This window comes from Verrucomicrobiota bacterium (genome assembly GCA_016200005.1).
In the GTDB taxonomy this organism is placed as follows: domain Bacteria; phylum Verrucomicrobiota; class Verrucomicrobiia; order Limisphaerales; family PALSA-1396; genus PALSA-1396.
The window spans coordinates 23110-45162 of the sequence record JACQFP010000033.1 but is presented as its reverse complement, the minus strand read 5'-3'; the positions used below and the strand labels follow the sequence as shown (position 1 = coordinate 45162).

The window sequence follows — 22053 nt, the reverse complement described above, 5'->3', positions numbered from 1 at the left end:
CGCTCCGCGCGTCTCCGACGGTTCGGAAAGTATCGAGGTTCATGGGCGGGAAGGACGTTGATGAGATGTCCTCTCGCTCCAGTTCTCTCTCTGCCCGGTCCGTGGCGGCTGAGCGCGTGCGAAGCCGAACGATGCTTGTCGATGCCGCGCGAACCTGTTTATCATCCCACCATGATCCGCCGAATGTTGATTGCTTTGTTGCTCACGTCGCTTTGCTTCGCCACCGCCTTTACCCTCCTTGCTGAAACCGACTTCGAGCGTGATTGCGCCAAGCTGGCTAAAGGGAACGGTAGGGATGCCGAGCGCCTGCATCAGCTTATCAAGCTCCACTGGGAATACACGATGCACGAGAACCCGGAGTTCGCGACCGGAGTCGGTTATCCTGGTCAGAACCATCGCTGGACGGACAATTCACTGGAGGCGATCGATCGTCGCAAACGCGAACTGCAAGCGCCGATGAAGGTCATTCAATCGATCAATCGTTCGAAGCTGAAAGCCGCCGATCAGTTGAATTACGATTTGTTCAAGAAGGACCAGGAGAACGCCATCGAAGGCACGCGCTTCAAAGGCGAATACATGCCGCTGACGCAATTGAACGGCGTGCAACAGGACGTGGCGCAGTTGCTGGAGATTTCTCCGCGCGCGAAGGTTAAGGATTACGAAGACATGATCGCGCGGTTCAACTCCGTGCCGACACTAATCGATCAGACGCTCCTGCTGCTGAACAAGGGACTTGAAACGGGCATCACACCACCTCGCATCACGCTGCGCGATGTGCCACAGCAAGTGCTGAATCAACTCGTGGAAGACCCGGACAAAAATGCGATGCTTAAACCATTCACCGAGTTTCCTTTGGAAATTCCGACGGCGGTGCGGGATCGTTTGCGCAAGGACGCCGCGGTCGCTCTGAAAGAAGAAATCCTGCCGGCGTTTCGCAAACTGCATGAGTTCCTGGTCAAAACGTATCTGCCCGGCGCGCGTGAAAGCATTGCCATGAGCGACCTGCCCGATGGCAAAGCCTGGTACGCCTACAACGTCCGCACTCGCACGACGACTTCGCTGACGCCACAGCAGATTCACGAGCTTGGATTGTCCGAAGTGAAACGCATTCGTGCCGAGATGGACAAAGTCATCGCGGCGACCGGATTCAAAGGCAGCTTCGACGAGTTCCTGAAATTTCTCCGCAAGGATTCACGATTCTATTTCGCGGACGCGGACAGCCTGTTGACGGCTTATCGCGAAATATGCAAGCGGGCCGATCCGGAGTTGGCGAAATTGTTCGGCAAACTGCCGCGCCTGCCCTACGGCGTGTTGCCCGTTCCGGCTTACGCGGAGAAATCGCAGACCACGGCCTATTACCAACCCGGCTCGCCACAGGCGGGTCGGCCCGGATATTATTACGCCAACACCTACGCGCTCGACATGCGGCCCAAGTGGGAGATGGAAGCGCTGACGTTGCACGAATCCGTGCCGGGTCATCATCTGCAAATCGCGCTCGCGCAGGAAATGACCGATGCGCCGGAGTTCCGCAAGCACGGTGGCTACACGGCGTTCGTCGAAGGCTGGGGGCTGTATGCCGAAAGTCTCGGCGACGAGATGGGTTTCTACAAAGACCCCTACATGAAGTTCGGTCAGCTCACTTACGAAATGTGGCGCGCCATCCGGCTGGTCGTCGATACCGGCATGCACTCGATGGGTTGGACGCGTCAGCGGGCCATCGACTACTTCCTCGCCAACGCCAGCAAGAACGAACACGACGTGACGGTGGAAGTGGACCGCTACATCGTCTGGCCGGGACAGGCGCTGGCCTACAAAATCGGCCAGTTGAAAATGCAAGAACTCCGCGACTACGCCAAAAAGGAACTCGGCGACAGGTTCGACATCCGCGCCTTCCACGACGAACTCCTCGGCAACGGCGCATTGCCGATGGATATTCTGGAAACGCGGATGAAAGCGTGGACGGCAAGACAGAAGAGGTAGTTCGGAGCGAATTGGTCGCGCGTGGGTAACCGGCATCCCTCTGAACGCGTTTCCCATCACTGCGGGTATTGACTTCCTCGGGAACGCGGTATAATAGCCCGGCAAATGCAGTGGTTGCCCACCGTCCGGGTTGCCTTCCAAGCCGAGGGTCGCGGGTTCGACTCACGCCGGGCGCGCCACTTCGGATTTACGATTTTGGATTTGCGATTTACGATTTTCTCTGCGTGCTAAACCTCGAACAATTTTCCGAGTTGCTTGAAAAGAATCGCGCTGCCGCACAAGCGCACACTTGAAATCTGCCCGGCCCGGCGGGTAGGCTTCGCACATGAGCGATGTCACCCACATCCTCGACCGCATCGAGCAGGGCGATGGCAACGCCGCATCGGAACTGTTGCCGCTGGTTTATGAGCAGTTGCGCCACTTGGCCGCAAGCAAGATGGCCCAGGAAGCGCCCGGCAACACGCTCCAACCTACCGCCCTCGTCCATGAAGCTTGGCTCCGACTCGCCGGCAACCAAAATCAGCATTGGAACAGCCGTAACCATTTCTTCATGGCGGCGGCCGAGGCCATGCGGCGCATCCTTATCGAGCACGCCCGGCAGAAATCCCGGCTCAAACGCGGCGGCGACCGGCAGCGCGTGCCGCTCGAGGAATTGGACCTCGCCGTCAACGCCGATTCCGAAACCCTGTTGCTTGTTGAAGACGCGCTCGCGCGGCTGAACGCTGATGATCCTGTCAAAGCCCGGCTCGTTGAGCTGCGTTTCTTCACCGGCTTGACGCTCGAGGAAGCCGCGCAAGTGCTCGGGGTCTCCACGCCGACGGCCAAGCGCTATTGGGCCTATGCGCGCGCGTGGCTCTTCCAGGAAATCGAACGCCTCCGCTGATCCTTTCCGTCGCCAAACGGCGCACTAAATAAAGGAATGAACCGCGAAGAAACCATCTTTGAACAGGCGCTGGGGTTCGATTCCCCGGCCGCCCGCGAGGCCTACCTCCGTGAAGCCTGCGCCGGGGACGAGCCGCTATTTCAATCCCTCCAGGGATTGCTTCGGGTGCATGACCGGGCTGGAAAATTCATGGAACACAACCGGCCTGCTGACGGAGCGCACGAGTTCGGTGTCCCGCCTTCAGGCGGCAACCAACTCCGACCGGCTGAAGCCGAGACAACAAGCCTGGTGACCGAGAAACCCGGCGACCGCATTGGCCATTACAAGCTGCTCGAGAAAATCGGCGAAGGCGGCTGCGGCGTGGTCTATATGGCCGAGCAGGAAGAACCGGTCCGCCGCCGTGTCGCGCTCAAGGTGATCAAGCTTGGCATGGACACCGAGGCCGTCATCGCCCGCTTCGAGGCCGAGCGCCAGGCGCTGGCGTTGATGGACCATCCCAACATCGCGAAGATTTTTGATGCGGGAATCACAGGCATCCCCCTCACCCCATCCCTCTCCCCCACTGGGGGAGAGGGTGTCCGAAGGACGGGCGAGGGGGATTCCGGTTCCGCCAACACTCAACCCTCAACTCTCAACTCTCAACTTTCTCCTGGCCGCCCCTATTTCGTCATGGAACTGGTTCGGGGAACCAAGATCACGGAATACTGCGACCACAACAATCTGACCATGCCCGCGCGGCTGGCCCTTTTCATGCAAGTCTGCCGCGCCATTCAGCACGCGCATCAAAAGGGCATCATCCATCGCGACATCAAGCCCTCGAACATCCTGGTCACGCTGCATGACGGTGTCCCGATTCCCAAGGTGATTGACTTCGGCATCGCCAAAGCGACCCAGGGCCGGCTCACGGACAAGACCGTCTTCACCGCCTTCCATCAATTCATCGGCACACCCGCCTACATGAGTCCGGAGCAAGCCGAGATGAGCGGACTGGACATTGACACCCGCAGCGACATTTACAGCCTGGGCGTGCTGCTCTATGAATTGCTCACGGGCCGCCCGCCGTTCGATCAAAAGGAACTGCTCGCCGCCGGTCTGGACGAAATGCGCCGCACCATCCGCGAGAAAGAACCGCTGAAACCTTCCACGCGGCTGACCCAGGAACTCGTAGCAGCGGACGTCAGTCCGCTCAAATCTCGTGGTGGAAACGAAAGGGATATTAGAGCCGACTCACGTCGGCTGCTACAGGAAGTGCGCGGCGATCTGGATTGGATCGCGATGAAGTGCCTGGAGAAAGACCGTGCGCGGCGTTATGAAACGGCCAACGGTTTGGCATCGGACATTCAGCGGCACTTGGCCAACGAACCAGTCGTGGCCCGCCCGCCGAGCGCGGCCTACCGATTTCAGAAACTGGTGCGCCGGAACAAAATCGCCGTCGCCGCCACAAGCGCGGTGGCCGCCGCACTGATCATTGGCCTGGGCGTCTCCACCTGGATGTTCCTCCGAGAAAAGGCCGAAGCCGCCAAGAGCCAGCAAGTGGCCAAGTTCCTGAAAGACACGCTTGAGGACGTTGGCCGAGTGGTCAGCTTGGGCCGCGACAATAAGATAATGCAGGACGTACTGGACAAGCTGGCTGAGCGCGTAGCCAAAGACTTGACCAACCAGCCAGAGGTCGAGGCGGAATTACGAATGACCATCGGGAACATTTACAGGTATATGGGCCTGTATCAGAAGGGCGAGGCAATGTTTCGGAATGCTCTGGCCATTAAACGCAATCTCTGGGGAAACGAGCATCCAGAAGTGGCTGCCTCACTCAACAGTCTGGCCGGTGTGCTCTGGGATCAACAGAAGCTGACCGAGGCCGAGACTTTGGGGCGCGAGGCGCTGGCGATGAGGGAAAAGTTCTTGGGACCCAAACACCGAGACGTTGCCCAGTCGCTCAACACCCTGGCCATAGTGCTCGTCGATCAAGGCAAACTGGCCCAGGCCGAAGTAATGCTTCGGCAGGCGCTCGCTATTCGGAAAGCACTACCGGGCAAAGACGAGCGTTCAGAGGAGCGTTCGGCTTTGGCCCAGTCGCTCAGTAATCTGTCGAACGTGCTTGCTAGGCAAGGCAAGCTGGCTGAGGCCGAGACGATGCGGCGCGAGGCACTGGAGATCTATAAAAAGTACGGGGGCAACGAATGTCCAGAGGTGGCCTTTGCGCTTGGCAACTTGGCCATAACGCTCCAGATGCAAGGCAAGCTGGCCGAAGCCGAAACGATGCAGCGCGACGCTCTCAGGATGAACAAAAAGTTTTTGAACGGTGATCATCCGTCGGTAGCCACCTCGCTCACCGAGTTGGCCAACGTGCTCTACGCCCAAGGCAAGCTGGCCGAGGGCGAAACGGAAGAGCGTGAAGCGTTGGCGACATACAGGAAATTGGACCATCCGCATGTGGCCGACTCGCTCACCGAACTCGTTATCGTGCTCTCGGACCAAGGCAAGCTGGCGGAGTCGGAAATATTCGCCCGTGAATGCCTGGCCATCCGTGAAAAGAAAATGCCAGACAAGTGGCAAAGCTTTTTCGCGCGGTGTCTGCTGGGCGACATCCTGCGGGTTCAGAAAAAATACGCCGAAGCCGAGCCACTGCTGCTTTCGGGTTACGAAGGGATGAAAAGACGGGAGGGCCAGGACCCTGCCGGTACCAAACTGCGTCTGAAGGAGGCGCTTCAGCATCTGGTGCAGCTTTACGAAGCCACCGGCCGCTCTGACCAAGCCGCCGAATGCAAACAGAAGCTGGCCGAGTTCGACCAAGCCGAAGCCGGGAAAAAGGCCGACGGCCCGTAGCGCCGCGCCCCGCTCAAAACGTAGCCGCCGACGTGAGGAGGCGGAGGGAACGCAACAGGGCGAAGCCACAACCGAAGGAACTCCCTCTCCTCCATCGGATGGAGGAGAGGGTTGGGGAGAGGAGGAACGTTTTCACGAAGCACCCCTCTCCTCGATCCTCCCCATTCGTTCCTCATAGGGAGAGGGAAAAGCAGCGCGCTCCGTAATCCTCGCGGCGCGCGTGGGTGCTCAAGGATGGCCGTGCAACGAATTGTCCAGGAAACCCGCCTCCTCACCTCGGCGGCTACTTCTTTAAGAGCGTGTGCGAAAAAGCCGTTTGGTGTCCCGGCTTTAGCCGGCAAACGCGACCAACGCACGCTAAAGCGTGGACACCAAACGGTAGAATCCGCTCGTCGTCGCATTTCCGTAAACGCGCTAAGGGGTTGCTAACCCAGGTCTCTTCCTCCGCGACCCATCCGTCGCCAAAAACAATCTTCATTCTCCTGATCCTTTTCGCTCCGCTTTTGGCGCACTTATGGTTGAAACGGCAATTCCAAAAAAACCATGAAAACACTCCTATCCACGCGACTGGCCCTGGCGGGCACGCTCGCTTTATTCTCCCACACCGCCCTCGCCCAAACCTGGCAGACGGTGGATGACTTCCAGGTGGTCAGCAACCACGTGGCCGAGCCTTACGCGATGACGGTGGATGCCCAAGGGTCCATTTATGTCGCGGGCATGTACCAGAATGGCGAGCTTGGCTTCCGCAACGGGTTGGTGCGGCGCAGCACCGACCAGGGGGCAAGTTGGACCACCATCGAAGATTACGGTTACCCCGATCCCACCAACCACGTTGTTGTCTTCACCGCCATCGGCCTCGACGCGCACCAAAACCTCTACGCCGTCGGCCTGACCGGACTGGGCGCCGCGGATGCCTCCGACCGGTTGGTTGTGCGCAAGAGCGCCGATGGCGGCGCGACTTGGGCCACCACCCTGGATTTCGCCGCCCCCAAGGCTCTGAACGGGACCGCAACAATTGGAAGTCCCGCGTTTGCCGCGGACGCAGCCGGCGCGATTTACGTCAGCGTGGTTTACAATGCCGGTGCTTTCATCCTGAAAAGCACAGACGCCGGTGGTACCTGGATTTCCTGGAATGCAGGGGCTTGGGTGAGAGGGATGGCCATTACCTCGAGCGGGCTTTTCGCCGCCCAAGCGCTGGGCGGCCCTTGGGGGATGGTGAAGAAGAGCCTGAATGCCGGAGCAACGTGGACGACTGTGGACAGCTACACGCCGCCCGGCTTCAATGGCACGGGTAACTTGGAGGCTCTTTGCGCGGACTGGACCGGCAACCTTTACGTCGGGGGATTTGCCAATATCAATGTCACCACCAAGAAAACGACGACCACCACCTATAATTGGATCGTCCGCAAGGGAACCAATGGCGGCGCCACTTGGAACACGCAGGTGGTCATCCCGACCGGCGGCAACTGTATGCTGAACGGACTCGACGCCGATCCCGTCGGCAACGTCTATGCCGTGGGACTGGTGGACGACACTACGGGTCATCACCGTTGGATCGTCGAGAAAGGGGCCAACCAAGGCGCGAGTTGGACTTTGGTGGACAACTACGGCCCGTTGCTCACTGCGTTCGCTACGGCCGTCACGTGCGATGCCGCCGGCGGCGTGTATGTCTGCGGACTGGCTTTGTTACCGTCCGGAACGCAGGGTCATTGGGTGGTCCGAAAGCAAGTGGGGCCCTGAGCGAATCAGACGTGACCTGCCTTGGCTGAACCTTCACCAAGGCAGGTGCGTGGTTTCCTCCGGTAGCGGAGGTGACGAAAGCCCGGAAAAGCCGCCCTATGAAAATTCAAATCAAGAAACTTGTTCCACTGGCACTGGCGTTGGCCGCCCTGATGTTAAACCTGTCGGTCATTCAACCGGCCCAAGCGCAATCATTCCTCCCCACCGGCTCGATGAACACCAATCGCGTTAGCCACACGGCGACGTTACTGGCCAACGGCAAGGTGCTGGTCGCGGCTGGTTACAACCAAACCATCGGCTATCTTTCCGGCGCGGAGCTGTACGATCCGACCACAGGGTCGTGGACGACGACGGGCTCCTTGAAGACCATACTCATAGGTCACACGGCCACGTTGCTGCCCAATGGGAAGGTGCTGGTCGCGGGAGGCACGGCCGACGGCGGAAATCACTATCTCTCCAGCGCGGAGCTATACGATCCGACCACCGGGAATTGGACATTTACCGGCGCGATGAAGACCAACCACTACCTACACACGGCGACTTTGCTGTCCAATGGGATGGTGTTGATCGCCGGTAGTTTCTCCGTTCCCGGTGACAGCGCGGAGCTGTATAATCCGGCTACGGGGAAGTGGACGGCCACCGGCGCGCTGAACACCCGACGGTATGCTCACACGGCGACCTTGCTCCAGAGTGGGAAAGTGCTGGTCGCAGGGGGCGTCGGCGGTCTTCGCACCGCGGAACTGTACGATCCGGCCGCCGGAACATGGGCAGAGACCGGCGCGATGACGACCAACCGTGAACATCACACGGCAACGTTGCTCCCCAATGGGAAGGTGCTGGTCGCTGGGGGCGATAATGGCAACACCGGCGGTTTTCTTTCCAGCGCGGAGCTTTTCGATCTGGCAACCGAGACCTGGGCAGAGACCGGCGCGATGATCAGCGATCGCTTTTTGCTCACGGCGGCCTTGCTCCCCAATGGGAAAGTGCTGGTCGCGGGAGGCATCAGCGGCAGTTATCCCTACACCTATCTTTCCAGCGCAGAGCTTTTCGATCCGGCAACCGAGAAATGGTCGGAGACCGGTGCGCTGAACACCACGCGCGCGCGACACACGTCCACCTTGCTCCCCAATGGGCAAGTGCTGGTCGCGGGGGGGAGACGATTACAACTACGACGCCCTTTTCAGCGCGGAGCTATATGATTCGGCCACCGGGACGGTCACCGTTTTGAGCAATCCGGCAAAGCTGCCGAACGGCGCGTTTCAATTCGCTTTCACCAATACACCGGGCGCAACGCTTACCGTTTTGGCCACCACCAACCTGTCGTTATCCTTGTCCAACTGGACGCTCCTCGGCTGGGCCACGGAAACTTCATCCGGCCAGTTCCAATTCACCGACTCGCAGGCGACGAATGGCGGCCAGCGATTCTACCGCGTCCGTTGGCCGTAATTCCACGCCGCTTTCTGGCAAAACGCACTGCGCGACTCGCGCCGGACGGCAGCGGCGGCTACGTTCTCCGCTTCAATGGAGTTCCCGATCTCACCTACCGATTGCAGCGCGCGCAAAGTCTGACCGGCCCGTGGAGCACCAGCGCCCCGCAGACCGCGCCCGCCTCCGGCCTGCTCGAATTCCACGATCCCTTCCCGCCCTCGAACCGGGCCTTTTACCACGCCGTGCAACAATGAACGTGGTGATAACTTTGAATCAGACCAACTGACGGTGCCTCCGGAGCCAGTAGTCATCAACGGACAGAACGCCGTGACCAATCCCATCTCCGGCGCGCAGCAATTCTTCCAAGCTCGCGGCTCCGTAGCAGGAAACATCTGCAAGATTTGCATCATTGACAGGTGACACAGGCGACTTATCTTGGCGCGTATGGCGACCAAAACGATTCAGGTGTCACTGCCGGGCGAGTTGAGCGGCTACGTCGAGCGAAAGGTCAAAAGCGGGCGCTACGAAGACCCCGGCGAGGTCGTTCGCGAAGCTCTGCGCAAGATGGAAGCGGGCGAGCTGGCAGATGAACTCAGGGATTTCGAACGCGCGTTTGCGGGTGGCCATGACCGGTCCGAGACGGAGGACGACGTTCGCCGCATTGAGGCTGCCGTTCAAGCCGGTCGCAAGACGTGATCCCTGTCGTATTTGATACGGGCGTTCTCATCAGTGCCATCGGGTGGCGCGGCCCGGCGCATCGGTGCCTCACCCTCGTGGCGAGAAGGCAGTGCAGATTGGTCGTGTCGGCGGAAATCCTCGCGGAGTATCAAACGCGTGTCCCCGAAGTGCTCGCGAGACAGGCACCGCGGGCGAACGCCTTGGGCGCGTTGGCTTGGGTGCGTGCCAAGGCGCTGTGGACAGAGCCGTCTCCATTGGGCAAACAGCGATCGCGGGACTTCAAGGACGAGAGATTCCTCGCCGCAGCTCTGGCGGTCGGAGCCAAGGTCATCGTGAGCTACGACCGCGACCTGTTAGTTCTTGAAAAGCCTTTCGGCATTCCGATTATGCGACCGCGCGCTTTCCTGCTGTGGATGCAGGAGAATTCCTGAGTCAGGCGGACTTGGATCGGTCTCAAACTTCAAGGCTGGACAACGATCTGGTGCTGAGCTGGACCAACGCCGGTTTCAATTTGCAATCCGCGCCCGCTATCACCGGCACGTTCACCAACCTTCCTGGCGCGACGAGTCTTTACACCAATCCACTCACCACCCCGCAAGAATTCTTCCGGCTAAGCCAGTAAATGCTTTAATAGGCCAGGCACAAGCAGCCGAAATGACCAGTAACTCACGACATGGGATGCACCGCGGCGGGCGCGCCATTCTCCATTCTCCATTTACGATTCATGATTTTCGATTTACGATCTCGTCCGCTGTGCTGAACCTCGAACAACTTGCCGAACTGCTGGAGCGAAATCGTGCCGCAGCAAACACGCGGGTGAAGGAGTTTTCCATTGGCGGCCAACAGTTCGATTTCGATTCCCAACCAGGGATCATGGGCGTCATCAATCTGTCCCCCGATTCTTGGTATCGGGAAAGCGTGTGTCTGACGACGGAATCAGCGGTTCAACGCGGCAAAGTTCTGCGCGAGCAGGGCGCGGACATCGTTGATCTCGGCGCGGAATCAACCCTCGCCCACGCAGAGCGCATGGACGTCGCGGCGCAAAGCGGCAAATTGCTTCCCGTCATCAAAGGTCTGCGCGCCGCGAACATTCCAGTGTCAGCGGAAACGTATCAACCGGCGGTCGCCCGCAACTGTCTCGAAGCCGGCGCGAACATTTTGAATCTGACCGGCACGGCGGGCAGTGAGGAAATCTTTCGCCTGGTGGCCGACCACGATGCGGCGGTCATCATTTGCTACGTACAAGGAAGGAACGTGCGCGAAGTCGGAGATTTTGATTTCAGCGCTGATCCGGTCGCATTGATGCGCGATTATTTCTCCAAGCAGATAGAAATCGCCACGCACGCCGGCGTGGAGAAAATATTGATCGATCCTGGCCTGGGCTTTTACTACCGCAATTTGCGGGACAGCGCGGTGCGGGTGCGGCATCAAATGAACGTGTTCCTGAATACGTTTCGGTTGCGGGCATACGGCTACCCGGTTTGCCACGCGCTGCCCCACGCCTTTGAATATTTCGGCGAGGAAGTGCGCTGTGCCGAGCCGTTCTTTGCGGTGCTGGCGGCGTTGGGCAAGACAGACTTGTTCCGCACTCACGAAGTGGCTCGCGTCAAGGCCGTGCTGGATACGTTGAAAGTGTTTTGAACCGCAGATGAACGCTAATGAACGCAGATTGACTCGAATGGATTCACATTCGCTGGCAGAGATAGACTCCTTCCTCTTCCGATCGGGCGATCCATTGGTCCAGGACTTCCAATCCGCGCTGGTTTAACAGCGACCGGACACGTCCGGACGTGTAACGGTAGGAAAAGAACAAGCGAATGGCTTCGCCGTCAGAAAACACAAACCGTTCGTCGTCCAACAGGATCGCACGCGAGCGCGAGAAATGAAAATACGCGGTGACGCGTTTCAACCCACACTGGCCATCCTCGACAGTGAATCGCAAGTCGCCATCGTCCCGATCCACGCCGAGGTCGAGCAGAAAAGTCATCAGCCAGTCGCGGGTCAGCACGTTGTCGTATTGCGGTAAAATGCGTTGGACGCCGGCGGCATAGTTTGGCCCAGGCGCGAGATTGGCGCTGAAAAGTAAGTAATCGCCGTGACGCAACAAAGCCACCAAGCGCGGCAGGATCCCCTCCGGCTCGAAGTTCGGAATCATGCCAAAGAACGTGACGAGCCGCGTTGCATCGGGATCAATTCGTCGATCGAAAATCTCTGTCAGATCGTCTGCCGTCGCCAGGTCACAGACGAACGGGTGACAATCTTTTTCAGAAATCACTGACAACGCGGTCTGTCGGGCCACTAAAACCATCGCCACGCTGACGTCGGACGGAGTGTAGGCGACGCGTTTGCCGTTTCGTTTCAGCAATTCCAGGAGCCGCGCGTCCTTTTGACCGCCACCACAACCGAGCCCGATCAAGTGAACATGGGCAGGGTTGATTCGAGCCGAGACTGCTTCGAAGCTCCGGTCATAAGTCGCCGCGCAGTCGGAATCATTGCGCGACGGCGAGCAGGCCTGATGCAGCGCGAGCCATTTTTGCGTTTGCTTGACGCTATCGTAGTGGAATTTGTGGTTCACCTGGCGGGTGCGAAGCGATTCCAGCAAATCCCGCCGCACGTTTTCCGGGAATTGACTCGCATGAATGGCAACTTTGACAACCGACGGCATGAGTTGCTTTTCGCTGAAACGACCTGACAACTCAAGTCCGCCCTGAGTTCCCGCGAGATTTATTTTCGCAGCCAGCGATTCGGCGCGTTGACTTGCGGAAGACTGGCGTCCATATTGCGGCCATGAACTTCGACATCTCGCACCTTCTGGCGCAGTGGGATTATCAACCCGGGCAGGTCGTGGTCCGGAAATTCATGGGCAATGACGGTGTTGAAAAAATCCAACTGCGCGTCGATATGGGTTTGTTGCAGATGAACGCCACCGGACGGCCCGACGGCAAACGTCCGCTTGGTCATCCCTCCCTGTTCGATTATTACCAGGCGCAGCTTTACAAGCACCTCGCGGCGAATGAGGGCGACGACGAGGACTTTGTGCTTCAGGCGGAGGACTGCGCCAAATTGCAATTGGAAGCGTTACAGTACCATCATCGTTACATTTGTCTGTTGCAGCTCGAGGATTACGACGGGGTGATTCGCGACACGGAGCGCAATCTTGCGGTGTTTGCCTTTGTGAGCGCTCACGCAGAATCGGAGGAGCTTGCGTGGTCACTTCAGCAGTTTCAGACGCAACTGCTCATGATTCACACCCGCGCCCGCGCCACGCAATCGTTGAAGGCGGATGATTATCCCAACGGCGTGAAACAAATTGAAGAAGGACTGGAACGCATCCGGGAATTTTACCGGGAACACTCACGCATGGAAATGCTGGAGCAGAGCGGCGAAATTCATTCACTCGAAAACTGGCTGGAGGAGATTCATGCCAAACGGCCGCTATCGGAGCGGGAAAAAATCGAGAAAGCACTGCACGAGGCGGTTCAGCACGAGGATTATGAGAAGGCCGCCCAGATGCGCGATGCCCTGCGCAATTTCAAAGTCACCGAATAGTCTATGACCTTGCAGGAACGCGTCGGGCAGGAAATCAAGACCGCGATGCTCGCCAAGGATGCCGACCGTCTCGGCACGCTGCGGTTGCTCAAGTCTGCCATGGGTTACGCGCAAATCGAACGCAAGACCGAAAACCTGTCGGATGCCGAAGTTGTCGCCCTGGTGCAAAAGGAAATCAAAAAGCGGCGCGATTCGATTGAGCAGTTCGAAAAAGGAAACCGTCCCGAACTGGCCGCCAAGGAAAAGCAGGAGGTTGTTGTGCTGGAACAATTCCTGCCTGAGCCATTGGCAGCGGAGCCATTGGAATCGCTCGTGCGAGCGACAATTCAGGAGGTCGGTGCGACGAGTAAGAAAGACGTGAGGACGGTTATCAAAGCCGTTCAAGCCAAAGCTGCCGGGCGGGCCGACGGCAAGACCATCAGTGCGCTGGTGGGAAAGCTGTTGCCGTAGTTGGAGTTCAAGCTTCAGCTTGTTCCCGTTTCTCGTCTCCGCCGCGATCCGGAACAAGCTGAAGCTTGAACTCCAACTTCAGTGTTGCGGGAAGATTTTGTAGAGCAGCAGGTAAATCACCACACCCGTCACCGACACATACATCCAGAGCGGCCAGGTCCAACGGGCGATCTTCTTGTGGAGTTCGAAGCGTTGTTTGACCGCGCGATTAAGCGTGATCAAAACCATCGGAACAATCACCACGGCGAGCACGGTGTGCGTCAGCAGGATCATCAAATAGATCGGGCGAAACCAGGCCGGGTCTTTGAAAACCGTAGGCCCTCTGTGCAAGACGTAGGCAACGTAACTGTGATAGGTGATGTAGCAGATCAGGAAAAGGACCGAAGTGATGAACGCCGAGATCATGCAGTTGCGATGGGCAATTTTCTTTTGCCTTCGGATGAAACAGTAACCTGCCGTCAAAAAGATTGCGCTTAATCCGTTCAGACAAGCGTTGACGGCTGGAAGATCAGCAAAGGTCATGAGTTTATTTTTCGCCGAGCAATTGTTTGACGGCTGAAGGTATCAGTGCCCGCTCATCGGGATTTTCAGAATCATAATAAGCGTGCACTCCACCCTGTTTATCCGCCCATCCTCGGACGCGCCCCTGCCGATCCACCACCACAAACCCGGTGCTGTGTAGGAACAAGTCTTCGGGAATGTCGCGCTCCTCCGGTTTTTTTTCCACGACGACGAACTTGAAATCATTCACGGCGAGCCGGCGGATTTGCGGTTTGTCACCGGTTAGAAACCACCAGCGATTTGAATCCGCGCTGAATCGCTCCGCGTATTTTTTCAAAATCCTGGGCGAGTCATATTCGGGATCGCTGGTCAGGGAAACCAGCTTGATCGGTTCGTTGGCCGGCAAGCTGGATTGCAATTCCGCAAAATGGCGGGTCATCTTTAAGCACGGGCCGGGGCAGCGGGTGAAGATGATGTCGGCCACCCAGACTTGACCGCGCAGATCGGCCAGTGAAACGGCTTGCCCAGATTGATTGGTCAGAACGAAATCAGAGAGTTGTCCGATTACGGGCATGGGTCCGCCACTCGAAGCCGCGCCGGTCGCCAGCTTGGTCCAGAAAAATGCACCGCTGATCGACGCGATGACCAGCGCCAGGCCACCCCAAACCACCCACTCCAGAGGTCGGACGGTAAACTTCATCGCTTCAATTGCCGCACGCCGGCGCAGAGCACGCAACAAAGATCTTCTGGTAGGTCAACCAAGGTCGGCACCGCTGATTTCCCACGGAGGCAACTGCGAGGCAGCAATCCCGCCACTTTATTCAAAACTTTGCGCCGCGCCGCCGGCGGACTTGGATTTGGCGGCGAGCCACTTTTGGTAATCTTCCTCCGACTCCACGGTCAATCGCCCCATCGCCATGGTGGCGTGGCCATTGCCACAGAGTTGAGCGCAGTTGATCTGATAAACTCCCACCTTGGTGGGTTTGAAGTGCGTGGGCACCGGCAGGCCGGGAATAGCGTCCTGAGTGACACGCATGGCGATGATCTTGAAGGAATGAATGACGTCCTTGGAGGTCAACTTGACGATCACCGGCTTGTTGACCGGCACATGCATTTCGTTGAGTGTGGTAAAATCGTCCTTGCTGTTCGGGTCGTTGGGATCGAGACCGAACGGATTCTTGTCGCTGACCAGACGAAAGTCCTGTTTCCCGGCGATGCCATCCTTGCCGGGATAACGGATGTTCCAGGCGAATTGCTGCGCGACCACGTGGATGACAGTGGATTCGCTCTCCTTTGGAAACTGACTTGCCGCCGCCATCCGGCTCCAGAACGGGATGGCAAAACCGAGCAGCAACACAGCTTCAACCACCGCCACCGCAACTTCGAGATAGCTGGAAGTGTGACTGCGAACGCCGTGGTAATCGGCCTTGGGATGGGTTGTCTTGCGGAAACGCAGCAGCGCGTAGAAAAAATAGGCGAGCCAGCCGACGAACAGCACGATCATCAGCCAGTGGATGTAAATGATCAGAAGATCAACGTCGCGGCCATGCTCGGAGGCCGACACGGGCAGACACAAAAGTTTGTGAAAGAATTCGAAGATTGTTTCCATGGTCAAAGCCTTACGGTTTCTTCTGAAATCGGTGAGTCGGACGATTCAACCGCGACGTCAGCGGCGCGTTTCACCAGGAAGATTCCGACCCCGGCAATGCCGCACAACACCGTGCCAACGACCACCAGCAAAGTGAAGATGCCCCAGTTCATGCCTCTGGCCATGGGCGCGTCCGATGCCCCGTAGCACGCCGCACAGGCAAAGGCCGATTTTGCCGACAACATCAAAGCGGCCGGCAGGATTTTTTTGATTGCGGATTGAAAGTTCACAGGTAACCCACTTTTTTCAGTTTCTTCAAAAAATACCGGCCATAAAAGATGAGTGCAACGCCCGCAGCCAGCGAGCCGATGCCGAAGACCCAGTCCCATCTTGTTCCCGCGTCGGAAAGGGCGTTGTTCAGCGACCACACGCCCGACCCGATGGCCAGCGCGCTGGAAGCCGTGATGAAAACGATATGGAATGCTTTAAGGGACATTGTGGATAATGCTGTCAGCGTGGGTGGACCAAAGCGTCAGGTACATCAGTCCCGAGAAGAAAACCGCTGTGAACGCCAGCACGATATAGATCATCTGCCGCTCCGAAATCAGGTGCATGAAGAACAGCACCACCAGCGACGCCTTCACCGTGGCGATGATGAGCGCGAGGATGATGTTCCAGTGATGGCCCAGGTCAAGGTAGGACGCCAGCACCGTCAGAATGGTGCCGATCAGCAATGTCGCGCCCACGATCAGGTAGCCGCGGATGTGTTTAGAAACGTCAGCATGGTCACTCATAAAAAACTCACAACAAGTATAGAACCGGAAACAGAAAAATCCAGACCAAGTCAACAAAGTGCCAGAACAGGCCGGAGACTTCAACCCGGTTGGTCAGGCGCTCCGGATCGGTTTTCCACAACTTGCTGCCCGGCCCCAGCAAGTACCCAATCACGATGGCCCCGCCCAACACGTGCAATGCGTGCAACGCCGTCAGCGTGAAGTAAACTGCGAAGTAAGTGCTGTGCGACGGCACGTATGCGGAGAGACGTTTGATTTCGGAAACTGGAATGTCGAGGGTCTTGTGTGGTTCGTTCGCTGTGTGTCGGACCATTGCCTGCCTACCTTCGGTGTAGTGATGCGGGTCGGCCTCCAACACGATGTGGTCCTTTCCTGCCGCCTTGACCTTGTCGAGCGTCATGAACATCGGGTGTCCTTCCAGATGCCCGGTGATGCGGGTGCCATCCGTTTTCCAGACTTCGTAGTGGACAAATTTTTCGTGGTATTCGTAGCTCTTGATTCCCAAGAACATCAGCGCGCAAAGCACTGTGCCGGTCTGAAAAACCTTGAACCGGCCAAATTGTTTCATCTTCAGCGAAACCCAGGCCATGACCACCGTCACGCTGGAAACAATCAGCACCGTGGTGTTGAACGCGCCGATGGGAACGTTGAGCAAACCGTGCGGCCAGTTCTCCGGCGGCGAGCCTACGCGCAACAGGATGTACGACGAAAACAACGCCCCGAATAGCATCACTTCCGAGGCGAGAAAAAGCCAGATGCCGACCTTGGCGTTGTAAAGGCCGGTGTCCCGGCGGGGTTGAACAGCGTAGGGGATTTCCATGTTGGTTAAGGTTCGTTCTGCGGCGTGAAGTCCTTCGATGCCCCCGGCACGCTGTATTCATACGGACCCCGATGAACCTCCATCGGCTTGGTGAAATTACCGTGCGGCGGCGGTGTGGGGGTCTGCCATTCCAGAGTCGTGGCTTCCCAGGGATTGTCCGAGGTCACGCGTTTGCCGTGACGGATGCTCCAGAAAAAATTGATGATGAATGGGATTTGCGCCAGCCCCAGGCACCACGCCGCCCAGGAAATCGTCGAGTTGAAATGCATCATCGTCGCATTGAGGCCGCCGATGCCGTCCGGGACCTTGGCCATCGAATAGCTCGCGCCGCCGTCCGACATGCGGCGCAACATGCCCGCCATGCCCTGCGCGAACATCGGTTGGAAAATCAGATTCATGAAAATCAAGGAGAGCCAGAAGTGCACCTTGCCCCAGTATTCACTCATCATTCGCCCCGTCACCTTCGGAAACCAATAATACACTCCCGCGAAGAGCGCAAAAATCGTTCCTGGTGCGACGATATAATGGAAGTGAGCGATAACGTAATAGGTGTCGTGCAGGTGCAGGTCGGGGAAGTTGAGTCCCAGTGGCAAACCCGTCAGCCCGCCGATGCCAAACATTGGCAGGAACGCGAGGCAAAACAGCATCGGCGTGTTAAACCGGATCGACCCACCCCACAACGAAATGAAGAAACACGTCAGGATGATCACCGACGGAATTGAAATGATCATCGTCGTCGTCTGGAAGAAGGTGGCAATTTTCGTGCCCATCCCCGTCATATACATGTGGTGCGCCCAGACGATGAACGAGAGAAACCCGATGCACAGTGCCGAATAAACCAGTGAGCGATACCCCCAAATCGGTTTGCGGGTATTATTGGCGATGATTTCACAAACAATGCCCATCGCCGGCAAAATCAAGACATAAACTTCCGGATGACCTAGAAACCAGAACAGGTGTTGCCACAATAACGGACTGCCACCTCCGCTGATGTTGGAGTAGGCACCGCCGACCGCCAGCCCGGTCGGCAGAAAGAAACTCGTGTGCGCCACCTTGTCCATCAACTGCATGACGGCGGCGGCTTCCAGCGGCGGAAAGGCCAGCAACAGCAGGAACGCGGTCACAAATTCCGCCCAGACAAAAAACGGCAGCCGCATCCACGTCATGCCCGGCGCGCGTAATTGGATGATGGTAGCAATGAAATTCACCGCACCCAACAGCGATGACGTGATCAGAAACACCATGCCGATCAACCAAAAAGTCTGTCCGTCCGTCGCAATGATGGACGCCAACGGCGAATATGAAGTCCAGCCTGCCTGGGCCGCGCCACCCGGAATGAAGAAACTGACCAGCATGATCACGCCGCCAAGAAAATACGCCTGGTAACTGGCCATGTTGACCCGCGGAAACGCCATGTCCACCGCGCCAATCTGCAGCGGCACAACAAAATTTCCGAACGCGGCAAACGCCAGCGGCACAATCGCCAGAAAAACCATGATCGTGCCATGCATCGCACCGAAAGAGTTGTACAGGTCCGGAGACATGATCCCTTTGGCCGCCACATCTCCAAGCAGCGAATTCAGCAGTCCGCCAATCAACGGGATCGGCGTGCCGGGATACGCCATCTGCCAGCGCATCAACGCCATCAAACAAAAGCCGAACATCAGGAAACACAGACCAGTGATGCCGTACTGGATGCCGATGGTTTTGTGGTCGGTGGAAAAAATGTATTTCCGCCAGAAGTTCACGTCCTCGTGATGTCCTTCGTGAACTCCGGTGTGCGGTAGAGCGTGTGCGGTCGCGTCCATGCTTTTTCTGTATCGGTTATGGTTTTAATTTTTCGTTGCGAACCAAAATCATTTCTCGTTTCTAATTTTTAAGGGGCGAAAGTTAACTTCGCCTTTCCGCAAGTGTCAACGGTAGAATGTCCTTTGTTTTCATCGGAGTTTATCGAACACCATCAAGCCCAACAGCAGCGGCAGGTACAAGATCGACGCGTAAAACAATTGGCGCGCCCGCGGCCTTGTCAGGTGTCGCGAGAATTGGATCGCGAACCACAAGAACCCCAGCCCCAGCACCAACGCTCCGAATACATAAACCGGGCCCGCGACCCTGAACAGAAACGGACACAAACTGATCGGCAGCAATCCCAGCGTGTGGCTCACCGCCTGGCGGCCCGTCCGGTGCCCCTGCGGATCAATGACCGGCAACATCACGAACCCGGCCCGCGCATAGTCCTCGCGATACATCCAGGCAATCGCCAGAAAATGCGGCAGTTGCCAGAAGAATAAAATGGCGAACAGCGCCCAGCCTTCGATCGTGATCTCGTTCCGCGCCGCCACCCAACCCATCAATGGCGGCAGCGCGCCCGGAATCGCTCCAACGGCCGTGTTGAGCGAAGTCACGCGCTTGAGCGGAGTATAGACGAACAGATAGCTGACCAGCGTCACAGCTCCGAGCAGACTGGTCAGCAAGTTGACCGCCAACGCCAGATAGAGCATGCCCACGGCGGCGGACGCCCCGCCCATGATCAGCACCGTTTCAGGGGCCAACCGCCCCGAGGGCAACGGGCGATCCTCGGTGCGCCGCATCTTGGCGTCATACTCCCGCTCCAACAATTGGTTGAGTGCGGCCGCACCGCTCGCCACCAACGCCGTCCCCAGCATCGTGTGGAACAGCAACGCATTATCCATCGCTCCCCGGCAACCAACGTAAAATCCAACCAAAGTCGTCAGCAACACCAGCATGGTCAGCCGCGCTTTGATCAATTCGCTCAAAACCGTCAGCCGCGTCTTCTTGTCAACAAGCGGCGCGGCGATGATGGTTTGGGCGGTGGCTTTCATGTCGCTCTTATTGCAGATGGCCTGCGCTGGACGGTTGCGCCGTAAAATCATTCGCCGCCGCCTGCCTTGTCATCGATGCCACGGACTGCACTCTGGCTGGTTTGAGAGAACGAAAAGCAATCAAGCTGAGCAGGGCTCCGTTCACCAATGACAGCGCGCCCACGGCGACGTGCGCGGTAGTGACATCGACTTTTTTATCAGACCAGATCGTCGCGGCACCCAGTGCAATCTGCATCGCAATCAGCCCCAACCACACGCATGAGAGGCGGGTCAAAGGACTTCTCCAGCCGCGGTGCCGGACGCCTTGGCGCAGACTGAAAACCACGGCCAACAAAATTGCGACTGCCATGATGCGATGGACCATTTGCAGGCCGACTTGAAATGCAGTGATCGGGTTGTCACCCTGAACTTCAATCCGGTTTTGATTGTAAACCGCCACTGACTCCGCGTCCATCGCCGGCCAGACCTTCCCATAGGCCAGCGGAAAATCCGGGATGGCCAACCCCGCATGTTGATGTCGCATCGTCGCTCCGAGCATCAACTGGCCGAGAATCAAGAAAGTCGTTGCGAGAAAGTAATATCTCAACCGGCCCTGTCTGTCGGATGCGTAACGATCAACCGTGAGGTTCTGCCACCATCGGGTGGTGAACAACGCGATGGAGCAAATCAGCACAAAAAAAAGTTGCGCCATCGTTGCATGAAAAATTCCCAGTTCCGTCCCCCAACCGTACCTGTCGAAAACCACGCGTAGTCCGCCCAAGACGCCTTGCAAAATCACAGCCAGAAAGGCGGCCACGCCAAGCCAGCGTAACCAACGCCGCGACTCCTTCAGCCAGAGCCACACGGCCAGGATCGTCGTCAACATTCCGACGCCCGATGCCACCAGACGATGGCTGTGTTCATAAAAAACACCACCCACCCACTTGCTGAAGGGAAATAGGAACATGTTCTCGCCAAAAGTGTTGGGCCAGTCCGGCACGGCCATGCCCACTCCCTTGCTCGTCACCACGCCGCCAAGACCCACCAGAAAAAGTGTGGCCAGCGCCGTCAAAAAAGCAAAACGGCTCAACCAGCGATTCTCAGTGGATCGTTTCATTACCAGGTAAAACCAATCAACGTCGGCCTTGAAAACAAGACCGCCGTGGTCGATTAAACCACAGCGGCTTGGTTTGAGAAGAAATTTTCCGGGTCAAAATTATTGCCCTTTTAACTCAATCGTGAAGTCAACTTTCTTGTCGCCTTCCACGGTGATCTCCTGCGTCACCACACCCCCCTTGCGATGCTGCGCTTCAATCGTGTATTTGCCGGGCGGCACGTTCGCGATCTTGAAAGTGCCATCCTTGCCCGTCACGGCGAAGTAGGGATGATCGAAAACGCTGGCATACGCGAACATCCACGGGTGGACATTGCACGCGAACTTCAAAAACGGTTCCGGCTTTTCAAACGCGAAGGTCAAATCGGGACCGTTCGGCATCTGCGCCTTGTTTTCTTCCTTGTTGCCGGCCACGGCGGGGGTGGGATGAACATTGTGTAACACCGGATCAGAGTTCTTCACATTTATTTTTTGGCCGGTCTGGACCGCGAAAACGTAAGGGGCATATTCACAACCTTTTTGGTCCACAACGGCGGGTGTCGCCGACGCACCAGTGGATTTGCCGCTGACTCCCTTCAGCGAAACGACTACATCGGCCAGATTACCGCTGGCATCAACAACGTAAAACCTGGTCTTGACCGGAGCCGTATGGAGTTTGCCGCAAATGGGGTCGTTCATCAGCGGCGCGATCTCCTTCTCCGGCGGCGGCGTGCCTTTGAGGGTGACTTTGCCCGTGATATCGGCGGCGAACAAGGTCGGCGCGATCACGGCCAGCGCCATGGTGGTGAGTATCGGAAAGTGCGTTTTCATAGTTTTATTTTGTCATTTCTCAAACAAATTTGCTCAAGCTTATCATCGAGAAAATGCGCTGCAAGAAATT

At 57.5% G+C, this 22053-nt stretch carries 25 protein-coding genes; 13 read left to right on the top strand and 12 right to left on the bottom strand.

What is annotated here, in order from left to right:
• Window positions 1–171 precede the first annotated feature (171 nt).
• The 11 genes from HY298_12250 to HY298_12200 all read left to right on the top strand — a co-directional run bounded on the left by HY298_12250 (window position 172) and on the right by HY298_12200 (window position 11176).
• Window positions 172–1980: a DUF885 domain-containing protein gene (locus HY298_12250; GenBank protein MBI3851031.1), complete on the top strand. Its 1809-nt coding sequence runs from the start codon at window positions 172–174 to the stop codon at window positions 1978–1980.
• Window positions 1981–2305: 325 nt separating this feature from the next.
• The gene (locus HY298_12245) at window positions 2306–2863 is read left to right on the top strand and encodes a sigma-70 family RNA polymerase sigma factor (GenBank protein ID MBI3851030.1); all 558 of its coding nucleotides are present in this window, start codon (window positions 2306–2308) and stop codon (window positions 2861–2863) included.
• 36 nt (window positions 2864–2899) lie between these two features.
• Window positions 2900–5689: a serine/threonine protein kinase gene (locus HY298_12240; GenBank protein MBI3851029.1), complete on the top strand. Its 2790-nt coding sequence runs from the start codon at window positions 2900–2902 to the stop codon at window positions 5687–5689.
• 543 nt (window positions 5690–6232) lie between these two features.
• Window positions 6233–7429 carry an exo-alpha-sialidase gene (locus tag HY298_12235; GenBank protein ID MBI3851028.1) on the top strand — a complete coding sequence of 399 codons (1197 nt, stop codon included), beginning with the start codon at window positions 6233–6235 and terminating at the stop codon, window positions 7427–7429.
• A gap of 98 nt (window positions 7430–7527) precedes the next feature.
• The gene (locus tag HY298_12230; protein ID MBI3851027.1) at window positions 7528–8628 is read left to right on the top strand and encodes a hypothetical protein; all 1101 of its coding nucleotides are present in this window, start codon (window positions 7528–7530) and stop codon (window positions 8626–8628) included.
• A gap of 25 nt (window positions 8629–8653) precedes the next feature.
• Window positions 8654–8875, top strand: coding sequence for a hypothetical protein (locus HY298_12225; protein ID MBI3851026.1), 222 nt, complete (start codon window positions 8654–8656; stop codon window positions 8873–8875).
• Window positions 8866–9111, top strand: a complete 246-nt coding sequence (locus HY298_12220; protein ID MBI3851025.1) for a hypothetical protein — start codon at window positions 8866–8868, stop codon at window positions 9109–9111. Before HY298_12225 ends, HY298_12220 begins: the two co-directional genes overlap by 10 nt.
• A gap of 205 nt (window positions 9112–9316) precedes the next feature.
• Window positions 9317–9553: a type II toxin-antitoxin system ParD family antitoxin gene (locus tag HY298_12215; protein ID MBI3851024.1), complete on the top strand. Its 237-nt coding sequence runs from the start codon at window positions 9317–9319 to the stop codon at window positions 9551–9553.
• Window positions 9550–9966 carry a putative toxin-antitoxin system toxin component, PIN family gene (locus tag HY298_12210; GenBank protein MBI3851023.1) on the top strand — a complete coding sequence of 139 codons (417 nt, stop codon included), beginning with the start codon at window positions 9550–9552 and terminating at the stop codon, window positions 9964–9966. Before HY298_12215 ends, HY298_12210 begins: the two co-directional genes overlap by 4 nt.
• The gene (locus HY298_12205; protein ID MBI3851022.1) at window positions 9945–10157 is read left to right on the top strand and encodes a hypothetical protein; all 213 of its coding nucleotides are present in this window, start codon (window positions 9945–9947) and stop codon (window positions 10155–10157) included. The genes HY298_12210 and HY298_12205 overlap by 22 nt, the downstream gene beginning before the upstream one ends.
• A gap of 131 nt (window positions 10158–10288) precedes the next feature.
• Window positions 10289–11176, top strand: a complete 888-nt coding sequence (locus tag HY298_12200) for a dihydropteroate synthase (GenBank protein ID MBI3851021.1) — start codon at window positions 10289–10291, stop codon at window positions 11174–11176.
• A gap of 43 nt (window positions 11177–11219) precedes the next feature.
• Here HY298_12200 and HY298_12195 read toward each other — a convergent pair whose 3' ends face one another.
• Complete coding sequence (locus HY298_12195; GenBank protein ID MBI3851020.1) at window positions 11220–12200, bottom strand: L-histidine N(alpha)-methyltransferase; 981 nt, start codon at window positions 12198–12200, stop codon at window positions 11220–11222.
• A gap of 122 nt (window positions 12201–12322) precedes the next feature.
• On the opposite strand from HY298_12195, the gene HY298_12190 reads away from it, so the two are divergent.
• Window positions 12323–13084, top strand: coding sequence for a UvrB/UvrC motif-containing protein (locus tag HY298_12190; GenBank protein ID MBI3851019.1), 762 nt, complete (start codon window positions 12323–12325; stop codon window positions 13082–13084).
• A 3-nt stretch (window positions 13085–13087) separates the two neighbouring features.
• Window positions 13088–13534 carry a GatB/YqeY domain-containing protein gene (locus HY298_12185; protein MBI3851018.1) on the top strand — a complete coding sequence of 149 codons (447 nt, stop codon included), beginning with the start codon at window positions 13088–13090 and terminating at the stop codon, window positions 13532–13534.
• Between the two features lie 78 nt (window positions 13535–13612).
• On the opposite strand, the gene HY298_12180 is transcribed toward HY298_12185, so the two are convergent.
• The 11 genes from HY298_12180 to HY298_12130 form a co-directional block, all read right to left on the bottom strand.
• A complete protein-coding gene (locus HY298_12180; protein ID MBI3851017.1) occupies window positions 13613–14056 on the bottom strand; it encodes a DUF420 domain-containing protein in 444 nt (147 codons plus the stop codon).
• Window positions 14057–14060: 4 nt separating this feature from the next.
• The gene (locus tag HY298_12175) at window positions 14061–14735 is read right to left on the bottom strand and encodes an SCO family protein (GenBank protein MBI3851016.1); all 675 of its coding nucleotides are present in this window, start codon (window positions 14733–14735) and stop codon (window positions 14061–14063) included.
• 117 nt (window positions 14736–14852) lie between these two features.
• On the bottom strand, window positions 14853–15644 hold the full coding sequence (locus HY298_12170; protein ID MBI3851015.1) for a hypothetical protein: 792 nt from the start codon (window positions 15642–15644) through the stop codon (window positions 14853–14855).
• A gap of 2 nt (window positions 15645–15646) precedes the next feature.
• A complete protein-coding gene (locus tag HY298_12165; protein MBI3851014.1) occupies window positions 15647–15913 on the bottom strand; it encodes a hypothetical protein in 267 nt (88 codons plus the stop codon).
• A complete protein-coding gene (locus tag HY298_12160) occupies window positions 15910–16119 on the bottom strand; it encodes a hypothetical protein (protein MBI3851013.1) in 210 nt (69 codons plus the stop codon). Before HY298_12160 ends, HY298_12165 begins: the two co-directional genes overlap by 4 nt.
• Entirely contained in the window at window positions 16109–16417 is a 309-nt protein-coding gene (locus tag HY298_12155; protein ID MBI3851012.1) for a cytochrome C oxidase subunit IV family protein, read from the bottom strand. Before HY298_12155 ends, HY298_12160 begins: the two co-directional genes overlap by 11 nt.
• 7 nt (window positions 16418–16424) lie before the next feature.
• A complete protein-coding gene (locus HY298_12150) occupies window positions 16425–17237 on the bottom strand; it encodes a heme-copper oxidase subunit III (GenBank protein MBI3851011.1) in 813 nt (270 codons plus the stop codon).
• Between the two features lie 5 nt (window positions 17238–17242).
• A complete protein-coding gene (locus HY298_12145) occupies window positions 17243–19045 on the bottom strand; it encodes a cbb3-type cytochrome c oxidase subunit I (GenBank protein ID MBI3851010.1) in 1803 nt (600 codons plus the stop codon).
• Window positions 19046–19174: 129 nt separating this feature from the next.
• Complete coding sequence (cyoE, locus tag HY298_12140) at window positions 19175–20080, bottom strand: protoheme IX farnesyltransferase (GenBank protein MBI3851009.1); 906 nt, start codon at window positions 20078–20080, stop codon at window positions 19175–19177.
• Between the two features lie 7 nt (window positions 20081–20087).
• Entirely contained in the window at window positions 20088–21176 is a 1089-nt protein-coding gene (locus tag HY298_12135; GenBank protein ID MBI3851008.1) for a COX15/CtaA family protein, read from the bottom strand.
• A 99-nt stretch (window positions 21177–21275) separates the two neighbouring features.
• A complete protein-coding gene (locus HY298_12130; protein ID MBI3851007.1) occupies window positions 21276–21953 on the bottom strand; it encodes a hypothetical protein in 678 nt (225 codons plus the stop codon).
• Window positions 21954–22053 lie beyond the last annotated feature (100 nt).

Excerpts from the sequence above, each read along its gene's own strand:
- HY298_12250 (MBI3851031.1), top strand. The coding sequence starts at position 172 with ATGATCCGCCGAATGTTGATTGCTTTGTTGCTCACGTCGCTTTGCTTC.
- HY298_12245 (MBI3851030.1), top strand. The coding sequence starts at position 2,306 with ATGAGCGATGTCACCCACATCCTCGACCGCATCGAGCAGGGCGATGGC.
- HY298_12240 (MBI3851029.1), top strand. The coding sequence starts at position 2,900 with ATGAACCGCGAAGAAACCATCTTTGAACAGGCGCTGGGGTTCGATTCC.
- HY298_12235 (MBI3851028.1), top strand. The coding sequence starts at position 6,233 with ATGAAAACACTCCTATCCACGCGACTGGCCCTGGCGGGCACGCTCGCT.
- HY298_12230 (MBI3851027.1), top strand. The coding sequence starts at position 7,528 with ATGAAAATTCAAATCAAGAAACTTGTTCCACTGGCACTGGCGTTGGCC.
- HY298_12195 (MBI3851020.1), bottom strand. The coding sequence starts at position 12,200 with ATGCCGTCGGTTGTCAAAGTTGCCATTCATGCGAGTCAATTCCCGGAA.
- HY298_12190 (MBI3851019.1), top strand. The coding sequence starts at position 12,323 with ATGAACTTCGACATCTCGCACCTTCTGGCGCAGTGGGATTATCAACCC.
- HY298_12185 (MBI3851018.1), top strand. The coding sequence starts at position 13,088 with ATGACCTTGCAGGAACGCGTCGGGCAGGAAATCAAGACCGCGATGCTC.
- HY298_12180 (MBI3851017.1), bottom strand. The coding sequence starts at position 14,056 with ATGACCTTTGCTGATCTTCCAGCCGTCAACGCTTGTCTGAACGGATTA.
- HY298_12175 (MBI3851016.1), bottom strand. The coding sequence starts at position 14,735 with ATGAAGTTTACCGTCCGACCTCTGGAGTGGGTGGTTTGGGGTGGCCTG.
- HY298_12170 (MBI3851015.1), bottom strand. The coding sequence starts at position 15,644 with ATGGAAACAATCTTCGAATTCTTTCACAAACTTTTGTGTCTGCCCGTG.
- HY298_12160 (MBI3851013.1), bottom strand. The coding sequence starts at position 16,119 with ATGTCCCTTAAAGCATTCCATATCGTTTTCATCACGGCTTCCAGCGCG.
- HY298_12155 (MBI3851012.1), bottom strand. The coding sequence starts at position 16,417 with ATGAGTGACCATGCTGACGTTTCTAAACACATCCGCGGCTACCTGATC.
- HY298_12150 (MBI3851011.1), bottom strand. The coding sequence starts at position 17,237 with ATGGAAATCCCCTACGCTGTTCAACCCCGCCGGGACACCGGCCTTTAC.
- HY298_12145 (MBI3851010.1), bottom strand. The coding sequence starts at position 19,045 with ATGGACGCGACCGCACACGCTCTACCGCACACCGGAGTTCACGAAGGA.
- cyoE (MBI3851009.1), bottom strand. The coding sequence starts at position 20,080 with ATGAAAGCCACCGCCCAAACCATCATCGCCGCGCCGCTTGTTGACAAG.
- HY298_12135 (MBI3851008.1), bottom strand. The coding sequence starts at position 21,176 with ATGAAACGATCCACTGAGAATCGCTGGTTGAGCCGTTTTGCTTTTTTG.
- HY298_12130 (MBI3851007.1), bottom strand. The coding sequence starts at position 21,953 with ATGGCGCTGGCCGTGATCGCGCCGACCTTGTTCGCCGCCGATATCACG.